The sequence below is a fragment of the Thalassotalea coralli genome (assembly GCF_055786205.1).
Genome location: NZ_JBVVBK010000001.1, coordinates 601,053 through 615,783 on the forward strand (window position 1 = coordinate 601,053; position 14,731 = coordinate 615,783).

13 protein-coding genes are annotated in these 14,731 nt (G+C 41.1%); 6 read left to right on the top strand and 7 right to left on the bottom strand.

What is annotated here, in order from left to right:
* Positions 1 to 193 precede the first annotated feature (193 nt).
* Positions 194 to 1,651, bottom strand: coding sequence for an NAD-dependent succinate-semialdehyde dehydrogenase (locus ACOB80_RS02645; protein WP_473164248.1), 1,458 nt, complete (start codon positions 1,649 to 1,651; stop codon positions 194 to 196).
* Between the two features lie 184 nt (positions 1,652 to 1,835).
* Here ACOB80_RS02645 and lhpI point away from each other — a divergent pair, with 184 nt between their 5' ends.
* Positions 1,836 to 2,780, top strand: a complete 945-nt coding sequence (gene lhpI / locus ACOB80_RS02650; protein WP_473164249.1) for a bifunctional Delta(1)-pyrroline-2-carboxylate/Delta(1)-piperideine-2-carboxylate reductase — start codon at positions 1,836 to 1,838, stop codon at positions 2,778 to 2,780.
* Between the two features lie 128 nt (positions 2,781 to 2,908).
* A complete protein-coding gene (locus ACOB80_RS02655; protein ID WP_473164250.1) occupies positions 2,909 to 4,489 on the top strand; it encodes an ATP-binding protein in 1,581 nt (526 codons plus the stop codon).
* A gap of 17 nt (positions 4,490 to 4,506) precedes the next feature.
* On the opposite strand, the gene ACOB80_RS02660 is transcribed toward ACOB80_RS02655, so the two are convergent.
* From ACOB80_RS02660 to ACOB80_RS02685, 6 genes are all read right to left on the bottom strand, one after another.
* Positions 4,507 to 4,899 (bottom strand): CBS domain-containing protein, encoded by a 393-nt coding sequence (locus tag ACOB80_RS02660; protein ID WP_473164251.1) that lies wholly within the window; start codon positions 4,897 to 4,899, stop codon positions 4,507 to 4,509.
* Positions 4,896 to 5,246, bottom strand: a complete 351-nt coding sequence (locus ACOB80_RS02665; RefSeq protein WP_473164252.1) for a P-II family nitrogen regulator — start codon at positions 5,244 to 5,246, stop codon at positions 4,896 to 4,898. Before ACOB80_RS02665 ends, ACOB80_RS02660 begins: the two co-directional genes overlap by 4 nt.
* An 11-nt stretch (positions 5,247 to 5,257) precedes the next feature.
* Positions 5,258 to 6,025 (bottom strand): DUF1538 domain-containing protein, encoded by a 768-nt coding sequence (locus ACOB80_RS02670; RefSeq protein ID WP_473164253.1) that lies wholly within the window; start codon positions 6,023 to 6,025, stop codon positions 5,258 to 5,260.
* Between the two features lies 1 nt (position 6,026).
* On the bottom strand, positions 6,027 to 6,767 hold the full coding sequence (locus ACOB80_RS02675) for a DUF1538 family protein (protein WP_473164254.1): 741 nt from the start codon (positions 6,765 to 6,767) through the stop codon (positions 6,027 to 6,029).
* 173 nt (positions 6,768 to 6,940) lie between these two features.
* The gene (locus ACOB80_RS02680; RefSeq protein WP_473164255.1) at positions 6,941 to 8,209 is read right to left on the bottom strand and encodes an NAD(P)/FAD-dependent oxidoreductase; all 1,269 of its coding nucleotides are present in this window, start codon (positions 8,207 to 8,209) and stop codon (positions 6,941 to 6,943) included.
* Positions 8,210 to 8,216: 7 nt separating this feature from the next.
* Positions 8,217 to 9,245, bottom strand: coding sequence for a proline racemase family protein (locus ACOB80_RS02685; protein WP_473164256.1), 1,029 nt, complete (start codon positions 9,243 to 9,245; stop codon positions 8,217 to 8,219).
* A 311-nt stretch (positions 9,246 to 9,556) separates the two neighbouring features.
* On the opposite strand from ACOB80_RS02685, the gene ACOB80_RS02690 reads away from it, so the two are divergent.
* From ACOB80_RS02690 to ACOB80_RS02705, 4 genes are all read left to right on the top strand, one after another.
* Positions 9,557 to 10,570, top strand: a complete 1,014-nt coding sequence (locus ACOB80_RS02690) for a 4-hydroxyproline epimerase (RefSeq protein WP_473164257.1) — start codon at positions 9,557 to 9,559, stop codon at positions 10,568 to 10,570.
* 49 nt (positions 10,571 to 10,619) lie between these two features.
* Entirely contained in the window at positions 10,620 to 12,143 is a 1,524-nt protein-coding gene (locus ACOB80_RS02695; RefSeq protein ID WP_473164258.1) for an aldehyde dehydrogenase (NADP(+)), read from the top strand.
* 113 nt (positions 12,144 to 12,256) lie between these two features.
* On the top strand, positions 12,257 to 12,919 hold the full coding sequence (locus tag ACOB80_RS02700) for a GntR family transcriptional regulator (protein ID WP_473164259.1): 663 nt from the start codon (positions 12,257 to 12,259) through the stop codon (positions 12,917 to 12,919).
* A 215-nt stretch (positions 12,920 to 13,134) separates the two neighbouring features.
* Positions 13,135 to 14,691 carry a SulP family inorganic anion transporter gene (locus ACOB80_RS02705; RefSeq protein ID WP_473164260.1) on the top strand — a complete coding sequence of 519 codons (1,557 nt, stop codon included), beginning with the start codon at positions 13,135 to 13,137 and terminating at the stop codon, positions 14,689 to 14,691.
* Positions 14,692 to 14,731: the final 40 nt, after the last annotated feature.

The following is a 14,731-nucleotide window of genomic DNA, read 5'->3' on the forward strand; positions in this document are numbered from 1 at the left end:
TTAAGCGAGAGGGGAGCAACACGAGATCCCCGAAGATACATTATCAACAATAGCGATGTAAGAATAAGGTGACTTGCTCATTGTCTTGCTCTCCAAGGAATAGTGAATAGGTGGTTAGAGTGTCAGCCATCGACAAGATTGTCAATGGCTGTTTGTAAAAAGGTTAAAAAATATCGTTTTTACTTTGTCGAAGTTAATTTTGTTGAATACCAAGGGTAAGTGCTTTAACTACTAGGTAGTCGTCAAGGCCATATTTTGAACCTTCTTTACCGTAACCAGATTCTTTGATACCACCAAATGGCGCAACAGCATTTGATATTAGCGTGTCATTTATGCCTATCATGCCAAAATCAAGCTGCTCCGCAACGCGATATACACGATGAATGTTGTTGGTATAAAAGTAACTGGCAAGCCCATACTCAACATCGTTTGCACACTTAATAACTTCTTGCTCATCAGAGAATGTTATTATCGGAAAAACAGGGCCAAATATTTCTTCTCGGGTAATAGAATCACCGTGAGAAACACCTGAAAGCACCGTTAGTGGGTACACACTGTTTTTTGGGGCTTCGGTCAATCCGCCTAACAAAAGGTTGGCACCTTCTTGTCTCGCTATGTCGACAAGGCGATGCACATTTTGCGCGGCTGTGTTGTGGATCAAACTACCAATTTCAACACCCTCATCCTCGCCGTAGCCTTGTTTTACTGTACTTAACTTATCAACCAGCTTTCTCGAAAATTCATCGGCGATTGCTTCATGTAAATAAATTCTATTAGGGCAAGTACACACTTGGCCGTTGTTGCGAATTTTTGCGTTGGCAAGTGCATTAACGGCTAGGTCGATATCGCCATCGTCGAAAACGATAAATGGAGCATTTCCGCCTAATTCCATGGTGACTTTTTTCACAGTAGAAGCACATTGAGCAGTTAAAATTTTTCCAACTCTGGTAGAGCCTGTGAAAGTAAATTTACTAATGTCAGGGTGTGTTGTTAATAAGTTGCCTATAGCTGGCGCATTTTCACCAACAACGACATTGATTAACCCATCAGGTAAACCAGCTAGTTGTGCTAGATAAGCAAGTGCCAGGGCGCTTAGTGGAGTTTCAGCCGCAGGTTTTACGATAAAACTACATCCGGCTCCTAGCGCAGCAGCCGCTTTTCGCGTGATCATCGCATTTGGAAAATTCCATGGTGTTATTGCCGCAACAACGCCGACAGGCTGCTTAATCACTTGGATATGTTTGTTAGGTAATGGCGACGTCATAACATCGCCATATACGCGCTTTCCTTCTTCAGCAAACCAAGTAAGAAATGTGTTGCCGTAAACCACTTCTCCTAATGCATCGTATACTGGTTTACCTTGTTCTCGGCTCATAATTAAGGCTAAATCATCTTTGTTTTCATCGATGAGCGCTGCCCAATTATGCATAAGTTCAGCACGTTCAAATGGCGTTTTTTTCTGCCAGGCATTTTGTGCGTTTTTAGCTGATGCGATGGCTAATTCTATTTGAGCTTCTGTTACTTCACTTAACTGGCAAATTAGCGATTCATTACCTGGGTTGTATAGATTGAATTTATTTTCGCTAGTTAACCACTGCCCGTTAATAAAAGAGTTTGTTTGAAAAAGAGACGGGTTTTTTAAATCTTCCATTTTTAGCTCCGTTTAGTTAGCCAATACGTTAGTTTACGACACTAGCCCTTGAGTGAGAAGTTATCAAAGTGTGACAAAAACTTTAAAATTAAATGTAAACTGGGAAAGAAACTACAGGTAGTATTTTATATCTGTATACATTATGCAATAATGTCACGAAAGGCAACATAAGAGATGTATTACCATGTTAACTGTTTCTGCTGAAACTGTCGAAAAAGCACTAGATTTTAAAGCGTTAGTTCCTGCACTAAAAGATGCGTTCGCGTCTGACGTTACTGTCCCACCGCGTTTGCACTTTGATATGGAAAATCCAAAAGCAAGCCGTGAAACAACATTGCTCATGATGCCAGCTTGGCAAGCAGGCGATGTCGCAGGAATTAAATTAGTTACGGTGGCGCCTGAAAACAGCGCGAAAAACTTACCATCTATTCAAGGCACTTACTTACTTTTAGATGTAGATACTGGTTCAATGAAAGCGATGATGGACGCACCTATGCTTACGGCTAAGCGCACCGCTGCAGCTTCGGCTTTAGCTTCTTCTCTTTTATCTCGTCATGACAGTAGCTCAATGTTAATGGTTGGAACAGGGACTTTATCTCCACAATTGATCGCTGCGCATGCAAGTGTAAGACCTATCAATAAAGTATATGTGTGGGGACGTAGCATCGACAAAGCTCAGCAAGTATGTGATCAAGTTGCTCATTTGGATATTGAAACAGTAGCTGTTGACAGTATTGAAGATTACGCAGGCAAAGTAGATATTATCTCCTGCGCAACCTTGAGCCAAGACCCGCTTGTTTTTGGTAAGTGGTTAGTACCTGGTCAGCATATCGACATGGTTGGTGCATATCGACCAGATATGCGTGAAATGGACGATGAGTGCTTAACTCGCTCACGTATATTTGTTGATAACTTTGAAGGCGCTTTGCGTGAAACGGGTGATATCGCCATTCCTTTAAAAGAAGGCGTGATCCAACGTGAGCAAATCGAAGCTGATCTTTTTGCTTTATGTCGTGGTGAGTTCACTATTGAGCGTGAAGCACAAGAAATAACCGTGTTTAAATCTGTTGGTCATGCTCTTGAAGATTTGGCTGCAGCTAAGCTGGTTGCTAGCCACATTGGTGCTTAGCAAATTAGTTTTTGCGATAAAAACTGCATAAATAAAGATAAAAACTGTAATAGTAGCGGTTATTTATTGACAATCGACCCTTTGCTGCTTTTAATTAGAATATTAAAGCGCAAAGGGTTTTTTATTTAATGAGCGGTGCAGTCTCTTTCAATAATAAGTTAAGTCGACGAGTCTTGATTTATATTTTGCTGTGTAGCTCTGTCTTCTCGGTGATCTCAACCTCTATCCAACTCTATATCGCTTATCAAGACGATCTGGTGCGCTTAGATAAGCAATTAGACAATATTGAAACGAGCTATATCCAATCGATTTCTACCAGCTTATGGGATTTTAATGAGTCTTTAGTACAGCAACAGATCCAAGGAATTGTTAATTTACCTGATATTCGCTTTGTAAAAATAACCACGGGCTTTGGTAAAGTGTACCAATACGGTGACGAGCAAGTCGAAGCCAAACGTGTGGTGGAATATCCTATATTTTATGGTGAAAATGACTTAGGTGTAATCCACATAGCAACTGACTTTAGAGATATATACGACCATATTTGGCAACAAGCAGGTTTTATTATTACTTCTGAGTTTATTAAAATATTTCTAGTCGCTTTGTGCATTATGGTGGTTTTTCACTGGACAGTGACTCGACATCTTTATCGCATTACCGCTTACTCTCAACAAATAAACGCCAATAATTTGGATAAGCCATTGGTCCTGCAAAATCGAACCGATAATACCGATGAGTTAGATGATTTAGCTGACGCTATTAATAACATGCGTATTGCGCTTAAAAACGATATCGTCAAGTTAGAGGAAGCCGAAAATGCCCTTATTAAATTGAACGGCGAGTTGGAAGTTAAGGTATATGACCGTACAGCGAAACTTGCTGCAAGTAATCAGCAACTTCAACAATCTCTTGACGATTTAACACTAGCAAAAGATCAGCTTGTTCAGTCAGAGAAGATGGCATCATTAGGTCAACTGGTGGCAGGTGTAGCGCACGAAGTTAATACGCCATTAGGCATATGCGTTACTTCTATTACCGCGTTAAAAGAAAAAGTTGCGGTATTAGCTGAAGCGGTAGAAACAGAAAACCTAACTAAATCACAGCTAAATAATACATTAACCTTGTTAATGGAATACCAGCAGATAATCGAAAGAAGCTTAAACAAGGCTGTAGATTTGATCCGAGGCTTTAAATCGGTTGCTGTTGAGCAGCATACGGATCCCGAGCTAAAAATTAATTTAGCTCAGCATGTTAACGATGTTGTAAACACAGTTAAAACCTTGTTTAAACGTAAAAAGTACTCAATTAATTTATCTGTGGATGAGCAACTTAATTTAGTGACTTACCCAAGTGCTTGGAACCAAATTCTAACTAACTTTATGACTAACTCCCACGTACACGGTTTTGAAGAACGTGAAAAAGGTGAGATTCATATAGATTTCAAAGAAAACAATGGCTTTTTAACGTTAACCTACACTGATGATGGGAAAGGCCTTTCAGACGATATTAAACATCGAATTTTTGATCCATTTGTCACTACTAAAAGAGGGCAGGGTGGCTCAGGCTTAGGCATGAATATTGTTTATAACTTAGTGACAGCTAAGCTAGGCGGGACAATTAAATGCTTAGATGTCGAAAAAGGGTGTTGCTTCCAAGTGAAGGTGCCTATCGCACATGAATTAACGACTGAGCAGGCACCATCTGACTAGCATATTGCTGGCTGACCTTATACGTGGGCCAGCACCATTTCTGTATAATCGACCATACCAATAATTTGTCCATTGTCTTGAACTGGCGCGGTATGAATACCAAAGTTTTCGAACAAGCGAGTACAATATCTAACGTCCATTGTTGGTGGTACTGTAATTAAAGGCTTAGCCATAATTTCATACAAATTTACGCGCTCTGGAGACCGATCTTTAGCAATGACTTGTTTAGCAATATCAGCCAACATGACCATACCAAATTCGTCGTTTTCGTTACGTTTATTGATGATCAAAGCTGATGCTTGGTGCTCTCTAGCTAACTTCATGCCTTCAGCGACAGTGAGCATTCCGTCCGCAAAATAAAAGCCGTTAGTTTTCATCGCATCTTTTACTTGAATTAAAGGGCCACTCATAATTCTTCCTCAACTGTATTTTTAAGTCGTTCGACTTGATGTGCAACGCCTACTGCGTCTTCAATGTTTATCTGAAATGCTATGCCTTTGCCAGGGTTGTCATCTAACCCTGCGATATCAGAAATTCGTTCAAGAACCTTTCTGCAAAGGTGCTCCTCAACGACAAAGAGAATGACATCTCGCTGAGTTTCTAATTGCATTCCGAAAAATGTTCTCTGTTTGTTCAAGCCTTCGCCGCGAGCGTTGTTAATTACTGTAGCGCCGGTCGCACCGGCTTTTCTCGCTGCTTTCATTACTTCATCGGTAGATTCATCGTCGACGAAAGCAATAATGAGTTTAAATTGCATAGTGAGCTACCTTATATTTTTCCTTTGCTTCGCATCTCTGTTAATTGAGCATATGCCATAACAGTGATGATTGGGAATAAACTGGCAAAGGCAATTAAACCAAAGCCATCAATGAGCGGGCTTCTACCCGGAATTGTTGTTGCTAAGCCTAAACCAAGAGCGGCCACAAGAGGCACAGTTACCGTTGATGTGGTAACACCGCCAGAGTCATAAGCGAGTGGAATAATTAACTTAGGGCAGTAAAGTGTTTGGATAACAACGACTATGTAACCGGCTATTATGTAGTAGTGAATAGGATCGCCTACTACTATTCGATATGTGCCCAAACTTATACCTATTGCGACCCCTATGGCTACGGCAATTCGTAACGCTGTGGCTTTGATTGCTCCACCTGATACTTCTTGCGCTTTAATGGCTACAGCAATAAGAGAGGGTTCAGCAATGGTTGTACTAAACCCTATCGCAGCCGCAAACACATAAACCCAAGCATAATCAAACCAATGAGCAGTGGTTGTAGGCAGCGAATCTCCAAAGATGAAGCTGGGGGCAGTTAATTGCTCTGCCATCATTTTACCGAGAGGAAATAGTGCTTTTTCCAAACCTAATAAAAATAGTGCTAAGCCTATTAATACGTAGATAAAACCAAATCCTACTTGCTTCATTTTAGGGATTGGTTGTCTGATCACTAATAGTTGAAAAGAAATAAGTATCGCTAGTATCGGTAAAACATCTAATACCGTTGCTAATAAGGTGTCGATAAATGCAAGTAAAATATCCATATTAAGCCCCGATAAACATGCCATAACCCATGACAAAAATCATAGGGGTTAAAGATGCAAATGCGATCAAACCAAAGCCATCTATCATAGGGTTTCTGCCTTTGATTGAAGACGCTAAGCCAACGCCAAGCGCTGTAACTAATGGTACGGTTATAGTGGAAGTGGTAACACCACCAGAATCATAGGCGATTCCTATAATCCATTTAGGTGCCATAGCGGTCATTATAACCACCATGATGTAGCCGCCGATAATAAGGTAATGGATAGGCCAGCCGCGAATAATGCGAATTACACCAAGCACAATGGCTAAACCAACAGAAAGGGCAACGGTAAATCTTAATCCAGAAGCATAACTTTGTTGGGCTGATTCCGTTTGTTCAATTACACCGCCGGTAGCAGCGACGTTCGCCGCTTCCTTAGCGACGGCAATCAAGGCTGGTTCGGCGATTGTTGTACCAAACCCCAGGCAGAATGCAAAAGCAATTATCCAAAAAATGCTGCCTTTTTTGGCAAAGGCTTTAGCCATGGATTCGCCAATTGGAAACAAACCCATTTCCAAGCCATATATAAAAAAAGTAAGCCCGAGAACGACTAACACTAAGCCGATAAATATATCGAAAATGTTAGGCATTGGTTGCTGCAGGACAAAAAATTGAAAAAAAGCAATCACCAAGATTATAGGCAATAGATCTTTGCAACTTCCAAGCAATGACTTGAGAAAAATAGTTAATTGTTGAGGCATTGTAACTTTGTTTGCTTACCCTATTACTCACTTAGTTACTGTGAAACTAAGCTCGTTAATTGTTTTAGTAAGGACTATGGTAGCGAATAGAAAAAAAGGTTTATTGATGGATATCAATAAACCTTTTTTGAAGGAAAAATAATTGTTAAAGAATATCTTATTTAAGATTCATTTTAGTTAAAGCGACTAATGCAAAATGGACTAATATCAACATCAGTTTGTTCATTATCAAAAATTTGACCGATGATTTTGCCCGTAATTGCACCTAACGTTAGTCCTAAATGCTGATGACCTAGCGCAAAAACGATATTGTTGTGCTGCGGTGCTCTGCCAATGACAGGGAGAGAATCAGGCAATGAGGGCCTAAAACCAAGCCAGCCTTCGTTTTTCACTTCGTCTCTATCAGGCATATCTTTAACGATATGTTGTGCATTTTTGTACAGCATTTCAGCACGCTTCATATTCGCTTTGCGTTTTAGGCCGGCAAATTCAACTGTTCCTGCTAAGCGCAAACCTTGCTTCATTGGTGTGATGATAAATCTTCTCTCCGCAGATGCTACTGGTCGCGTTAATTGATTAGCTGTGTGCTCGGGCATATCTAAGCTGTACCCTCGCTCTCCTTCAATGGGTAGCTTATAACCGAGTGAGTTCAGTAAACCTTCAGACCAAGCGCCTGTTGCAACAATGATTTGATCAAAACTCGTTAAACCTTGGTCAGTAGAAACGGTAACTTTATTTTCAAAATGTTCAATTTCCGTCACTTCTTGTTGAATGACCTTAACGCCGATATTTTTCGCATGCTCAGCAAGCTTTTGACTAAGCTCTAGCGGGTTAATGGTATGCGCGACTTCGTCGAAAAATATCCCGTACTGAATACCGTCAGCTAAGTTTGGTTCTAAAGCCATTAGTTCTTCTCGGTTTAACAGCTTGGTAGATACTCCTTCACTTTGGTACACCGCCATGTGAGCTTTTACTTGTTCTATCGGCGTTGATTCAAAGACTAACAAACTACCTTGGTCTACAAACAAGTACTCGGCATTTGCTTGGGCCAATACAGGGCGGTAAGCATCGATTGCAAGTTCGTTCAACCCACGCAGCGCTTTAGTATTCTTAGTGCGATTACTCGCAAACATATTAGCAATAAAGCGTAAAAACCAAGGGATGGCTTTTGGAAAATATGTAGGTGAAATAGCTACTGGTCCTAGCGGATCTAACATCATTTTCGGCAACTGCCATAACACGCTAAATTCAGCGAGTGGAAATACTTGTTCTGTTGCAAAATGACCCGCATTACCTTTAGAACAACCTTCACCAGGTTGCTCGCGATCGATAAGGGTAACGTCAAAGCCTCTGCTTTGTAGCGCCAATGCGCAATTAATACCAACAATACCAGCACCAATAATACCTACAGTGCCTTTATTAGAAGAAGAGGGGGTTGTCATTATCGTACTACCTTAAGAAAAACCCTTGTGGGAAAATATCCTGTTCACCGAGTAAAAATTGATGCACACCTGTCACAAAAGCGCGTCCTTCAACACGCGGTGTAACGGCATCTTTGTCGTGGAAGTTATGCTCATCTACTATCGACACTATCATTCTACCACCAACAATGCTTTCTATAGTTACCCTTTGGCCAACACTTAAGCCTTCTTTCGCACGAAGTAGCGCAGCTCTCGCTGAAACGCCTGTCCCTGTTGGTGAGCGATCAACTTCTCCGTCAGCAAATATGCACACATGCTTAGAGTGAGCATTTGGATCTTGTGTGTTTTTAGAATAGAAGATCGTGCCATACAAGAAGCCTAGGTCTTCTTCAACAGGGTGGTTAAGCGGGTAAGATGCCATAACCGCATGCTTGATGGCTCTACCTGCGTTAATCAGTTGCTGTTGGTTGTCTGGGGTGCAGGAAATGCCAAGCTTATCGGCGTCAACATACGCATAATAAGCGCCACCAAAGGCAATGTCGTATTCTACTTGGCCTAATCCTTCTACTTCTGCGGTTTGGTCAAGTACTTCAACGAATGACGAAACATTATCGAAACTAACGTTCAAGTCGCCATTTTCTTCCTCTGCATACGCTTTAATAAATCCAGCTGGAGAGTCAATCCCTATATATTCACCCTTGGCTGGCATTGGCAATGATTTGGATTCGATTCCGATAGAAACAGCGGCGATAATACCGTGGCCACACATGCTTGAATAACCTTCGTTATGCATAAATAAAATGCCGAAATCTGCGTCTGCCGTACACGGTTCGGTAATAAGCGCACCATACATATCTGCATGGCCGCGCGGCTCATACATTAATAGTTGTCGTAAGTGATCTAATTTTTCAGTAAGATACTGGCGTTTTTCGAGAATTGTGGAACCAATAATTTCCGGGTAACCTTCAGTGATTATTCTTAATGGTTCGCCCTCAGTATGTGCATCAATTGTTTTAATTGATTGATAGTTATTAAAATTACTGTCGTTAAACTTCATGTACAATTACCTTTACAAGATTTTATTTATATTTTACTTGTTTGTTTAAAATTATTGTATACAATATGCGAAAAAAATTCTACGAATACTTTGAAAAAAGTCTTCGACCTATACTAAATGCGGCAATTGTGGTGATTGAAAATTGATAAGTGCAATGTTTTTTTCACTTGCAATTTTGTCATGTTGCCCACAGAGAATATAGCAAGTGTAAGTAGCAAGTGGATGTTAAAAGTTGCTTACTTAATCAAAAAAACAAAAGTAAGCCCATCAGGAAGAATTAGGGCTGCTAAGCGATTTAATGAAGGACGTAAATGATTAAAGGTACATTTTTCTGCATAGACGCTCATACATGCGGAAATCCAGTGAGATTAGTCACAAGTGGACACCCTAATTTGAAAGGGCAAACCATGAGTGAAAAGCGTCAAGACTTTCTTGCCAATTACGATTGGATTCGTCAAGGTTTAATGTTCGAACCACGCGGCCACGACATGATGTCAGGCTCATTTTTGTATCCACCGTGCAGTGAAAATGCTGACGGTTCTATCTTGTTTATTGAAACTTCTGGCTGTTTACCTATGTGTGGTCACGGTACCATTGGCACGGTTACTGCGGCTTTAGAGGCTGGATTGCTAAACCCAAGAACGCCGGGGAAATTAACGTTAGACGTCCCAGCCGGTCAAATTCAGCTTGAATACGAAATGGCAGACGGCAAAGTCTCTTCGGTAAAAATTTATAACGTAGCGGCTTATTTGGCGCATTCTGACGTGGAATTAGACATTCCGGGCTTAGGCAAGCTCAAAGTGGATGTTTCTTATGGTGGTAACTATTACGTTATCGTTGAACCTCAAGAAAACTTCCCTGGCATTGATGAATGGACAGCTGGCGATATCCTTCGTTGGAGCCCTGTTGTGAGAGAAATCGCGAGTGAAGTATTAGATTGCGTTCACCCTGAAGATCCTACTGTTAACGGCGTAAGCCATGTTCTATGGACTGGAAAAACGCAAACTGAAGGATCTGACGCGGCTAACGCTGTTTTTTATGGCGACAAAGCGATTGATCGCTCACCGTGTGGCACTGGTACAAGTGCGAGAATGGCGCAACTCTATGCGAAAGGCCAATTAGATGTTGGTCAAACTTTTACTCACGAAAGTTATATCGGTAGTCAATTCATCGGTAAAGTGGAAGAAGTTGTAGAGCTAGATACACCTAATGGCAAAATTAAAGCCATTAAGCCGAGCATACAAGGCTGGGCAAAAGTTTTTGGTAAGAATTGCATCACGATTGATGACGACGACCCTTATGCATTTGGCTTTACTGTTAAGTAAACCGAGTCGCTTAATTATTTTAATTTTTTAAATAGAGAATGAGGTGATCATGTCTATTACAGGTAAAAATCTAATCGCTGGCGAATGGTCAGGTAACCCTGAAGGTGGTTTCTCAGCGTTTCACGCAGTAAATAACGAAAAAATGTCAGCGACATTTGCCGATGCAACTGAAACTGAAATTGATACAGCAATTAGTCGTGCAAACACGGCTTTTGCAAGCTACAGCGCATTACCAGCAGCGGAACGTGCCAAATTTTTACGCACTATCGGTGAGCAAATTTTAGAGCTAGGCGATGAACTTGTTGATATGGCTACGGCTGAAACAGGTTTGCCAGCAATGCGTATTCAAGGCGAGCGTGGCAGAACTGTTGGCCAGTTAGGCTTATTTGCCGATTTACTAGAAAGTGGTGAATATCAACCAGTATTCGACCAAGCAGATGCTGAGCGTCAGCCGCTTCCTAAGCCAGATACACGCTTAGGCTACCTTCCTTTAGGTGTGGTTGGCGTTTTTGCTGCAAGTAACTTCCCATTAGCTTTCTCTACAGCTGGTGGCGATACTGCTTCTGCCTTAGCAGCAGGTTGTCCAGTAGTAATGAAGGCGCATGCTGCTCACCCAGGTACTGCCGAATTAGTTGCTCGTGCAATTAGCAAAGCGATTGAAATTTGTGAATTAGATGCAGGCGTATTTTCTTTAATTCAAGGTAAAAATTACGCTATCTCTAGCCAAATCGTTACTCACCCATTAGTTAAAGCTGTTGGTTTCACTGGCTCTGAGCGTGTTGGTATGATCTTACAACGTCAAATTAACGAGCGTCCTGAACCAATTCCATTTTACGGTGAGTTAGGTAGTGTAAACCCTCAATTCCTTATGGCTGATAAAATGGCTTCTCAAGGTGTTGAGACAGCACAAGCACTTGTTGCTTCTTTAATGATGGGTCAAGGTCAGTTTTGTACAAGTCCTGGTATTTGGGTTTACCAAAATGATGACTCAGCTGCTGCATTTGAACAAGCTGCTGCTGAAGCAGTAAATGCAACGGAAGCAGGTGTTATGCTTACTCCGGGTATTGCAGGCTCTTATCAAGAAGCTGTTAAAAACTGGCAAGCTATCGATGGCGTTGAAATGATTGCTCAAGGTAAAGCTGGTGTAGAACATTTCTGCCAAGCGGCCTTGTTTGTTACTGATTTCGAGACGTTCAAGAATAATCATGAACTACACGAAGAAGTGTTTGGTTCAACCGCATTATTAGTTCGTGTAGCCGATAACGCACAAATGCAAGAGTTTGTTAGCTTACTTAAAGGTAACTTAACTGCAAGCATTCACGGAACTGATGCTGATTTAGCTGATAGCCAAGCTTTGGCTCAATTGGTTGCTCACAAAGTTGGCCGTCTGATCTATAACCAAATGCCTACAGGTGTAGAGGTATGTGCTTCTATGAACCACGGTGGTCCATTCCCTGCTTCTACAGACTTAAGAACAACGTCTGTCGGCAGCGAAGCGATTAAACGTTTCCAACGCCCAATTTGTTATCAGAACATGCCAAATGAGTTATTGCCAGCTTTACTAAAAAGCTAATAAAGGCGAAATAGACCATATAAATTGATGAAAAAAGGAGCTAATTTAATAAGCTCCTTTTTTTTAATGTCGAAATGCTTATAATGGTCTGCAACTTGAGTAGGAAAAGATATATGAGCATAGTTTATAAAACACGTACACAACTTGTGGTTGAGACGTTAAGAGAGAAGATTCTCAGTGGCGAAATAAAAGCAGGTCAACCATTACGTCAAGCTGCATTAGCTGAGGAATTAAATGTAAGTCGTATTCCCGTTCGTGAAGCATTATTACAATTAGAAGCGGAAGGTTTAGTTGCTTTCGAACCGCATAAAGGTGCAACTGCAACTGAACTTAATATTGATCAAGTCGATGAGTTATTTGAACTACGTGCTATCTTAGAAGCTGATTTATTGGCTGCTTCTATTCCGTCAATTAGTGATGAAAAGTTGGACGAAGCAACTGAGTTATTAAATAAATTAGACAAAGCGTTAGGTAAAGAGAACAGTGCTAACACTTGGAGTGAGTTAAACTCAAACTATCACAACTGTTTATACTCGGGGGCAAATCGCCCACAAACTCAAGAAATTGTTAACACGTTAAACAAGAACGCTGATCGCTATATTCGTATGCATTTATTGTGGGCCGGTGGAATTTCTAAAGCTGAACATGAACACAATGAATTATTACGTTTATGTAAAGCGCGTGATGTGGATGGTGCCGTTGCAATGATCAAACAGCATATTCTTGGCTCAAGAGACGAAATTAAAGAGTTTTTGCAGCAACGCGAGAACTTATAGTCTGCAATTTCACTGCCTTAGTTATGCCTCTTTATTCAAGAGCTTAAAGTAAGGCAGTGATTGACATTTCTTATACTTATCTATAGTATTCCCGCGCTTTTCCCTCCTATTATTTTTTGTTCATATTTTTCTTCTAAGCTTATAGGAAGGAAAGCACATTCTTTGCTAGTCGAAACGCTAGCAATGTAATAACAGCTCAAAATAGCGGGATTCACATGTTTGAATTAAAAGCCAGTAAAGTTGGCAACCTTAAAAACGATGTCTTGTCAGGCATTACTGTTGCATTAGCACTTGTGCCGGAAGCGGTAGCGTTTGCTTTCGTCGCTGGTGTAGAGCCTTTAGTTGGCTTGTATGCAGCATTCATGGTGGGATTAATTACCTCAGTGTTTGGCGGTCGCCCAGGAATGATTTCTGGGGCAACTGGCGCGATGGCCGTGGTCATGGTATCTCTTGTTGCTTTGCATGGTGTTGAATACCTGTTTGCCTGTGTGGTGCTAACGGGTGTTTTACAAATTCTCGCGGGTATTTTTAAGCTCGGGAAATTTATTCGCTTGGTTCCACATCCCGTTATGCTTGGCTTCGTTAATGGTCTAGCTATCGTTATTTTCTTAGCTCAATTAGGGCAATTTAAAGTTGCCAATGCCGAAGGCATTTTTGTCTGGATGCAAGGTAACCAGCTATACACTATGGTGGGGTTAATTGTCTTAACAATGGCGATTATCCACTTTTTACCAAAACTAACAAAAGCGGTACCGTCTTCGTTGGTGGCAATTATTGTGGTGACAGTATTAGCACAAAGCATGGATTTGGACGCTCGTACCGTTGTTGATTACGTACGAGACATGACTAATGATCCTGCTGCTTCTATTGCTGGCGGCTTGCCTCAGTTTAGTATCCCTCAAGTACCGTTTAACTTAGAAACGCTGAAAATAATTTTCCCATTTGCTATCGTTTTAGCTGCTATTGGTTTGATTGAATCTTTATTAACACTAACATTAATTGATGAACTGACTGGAACGCGCGGTCGAGGAAACAAAGAATGTGTGGCGCAAGGTGTGTCTAACACGGTTAACGGCTTCTTTGGCGGCATGGGTGGTTGTGCCATGATTGGTCAATCTATGATTAACGTTAACTCAGGTGGGCGTGGCAGAGCATCGGGTATTACTGCCGCAGTTGGTTTACTATGCTTTATTTTGTTTGCTTCAAATTTAATTGAACAAATTCCATTAGCTGCGCTTGTCGGCGTTATGTTTATCGTTGTGATAGGTACTTTCGAATGGTCAAGTTTCCGTATTATGAGCAAGGTCCCTAAAGCTGACGCGTTTGTTATTGTGTTAGTGTCAGGTGTTACAGTAGCAACCGACTTAGCTGTTGCCGTTGTGGTAGGTGTAATTGTCTCTGCATTAGTCTTTGCATGGGAACATGCGAAACACGTTCAAGTAACACGCTCTACAGATGAAAATGGCTCTACCGTTTATGACGTGAACGGCCCATTATTCTTTGGCTCTGTTACTCATTTTCTTGATCAGTTCGATATGGATAACGACAGCGAAGATGTTATCGTCGAGTTTAGAAACTCGCGAGTTGCTGATCATTCAGCTATCGAAGCGATTGATACCCTTGCTGAAAGATACACCTCTCGTGGTAAAAAAGTTCACCTCAAACATTTAAGTAAAGAGTGTTTACAATTACTCGAAAAAGCAGGGGACTTAGTGGAAGTTAATGTGGTTGAGGACCCAGATTACCATATTGCTACCGATAAGCTTGCTTAACGTTTCGTTTATATCGCCTATGGGTTATAGTAGCTTTATA

What these genes read in the sequence shown, in the direction of transcription:
- ACOB80_RS02645 (WP_473164248.1), bottom strand. Translation starts at nt 1,651, where the DNA reads ATGGAAGATTTAAAAAACCCGTCTCTTTTTCAAACAAACTCTTTTATT.
- lhpI (WP_473164249.1), top strand. Translation starts at nt 1,836, where the DNA reads ATGTTAACTGTTTCTGCTGAAACTGTCGAAAAAGCACTAGATTTTAAA.
- ACOB80_RS02655 (WP_473164250.1), top strand. Translation starts at nt 2,909, where the DNA reads ATGAGCGGTGCAGTCTCTTTCAATAATAAGTTAAGTCGACGAGTCTTG.
- ACOB80_RS02660 (WP_473164251.1), bottom strand. Translation starts at nt 4,899, where the DNA reads ATGAGTGGCCCTTTAATTCAAGTAAAAGATGCGATGAAAACTAACGGC.
- ACOB80_RS02665 (WP_473164252.1), bottom strand. Translation starts at nt 5,246, where the DNA reads ATGCAATTTAAACTCATTATTGCTTTCGTCGACGATGAATCTACCGAT.
- ACOB80_RS02670 (WP_473164253.1), bottom strand. Translation starts at nt 6,025, where the DNA reads ATGGATATTTTACTTGCATTTATCGACACCTTATTAGCAACGGTATTA.
- ACOB80_RS02675 (WP_473164254.1), bottom strand. Translation starts at nt 6,767, where the DNA reads ATGCCTCAACAATTAACTATTTTTCTCAAGTCATTGCTTGGAAGTTGC.
- ACOB80_RS02680 (WP_473164255.1), bottom strand. Translation starts at nt 8,209, where the DNA reads ATGACAACCCCCTCTTCTTCTAATAAAGGCACTGTAGGTATTATTGGT.
- ACOB80_RS02685 (WP_473164256.1), bottom strand. Translation starts at nt 9,245, where the DNA reads ATGAAGTTTAACGACAGTAATTTTAATAACTATCAATCAATTAAAACA.
- ACOB80_RS02690 (WP_473164257.1), top strand. Translation starts at nt 9,557, where the DNA reads ATGATTAAAGGTACATTTTTCTGCATAGACGCTCATACATGCGGAAAT.
- ACOB80_RS02695 (WP_473164258.1), top strand. Translation starts at nt 10,620, where the DNA reads ATGTCTATTACAGGTAAAAATCTAATCGCTGGCGAATGGTCAGGTAAC.
- ACOB80_RS02700 (WP_473164259.1), top strand. Translation starts at nt 12,257, where the DNA reads ATGAGCATAGTTTATAAAACACGTACACAACTTGTGGTTGAGACGTTA.
- ACOB80_RS02705 (WP_473164260.1), top strand. Translation starts at nt 13,135, where the DNA reads ATGTTTGAATTAAAAGCCAGTAAAGTTGGCAACCTTAAAAACGATGTC.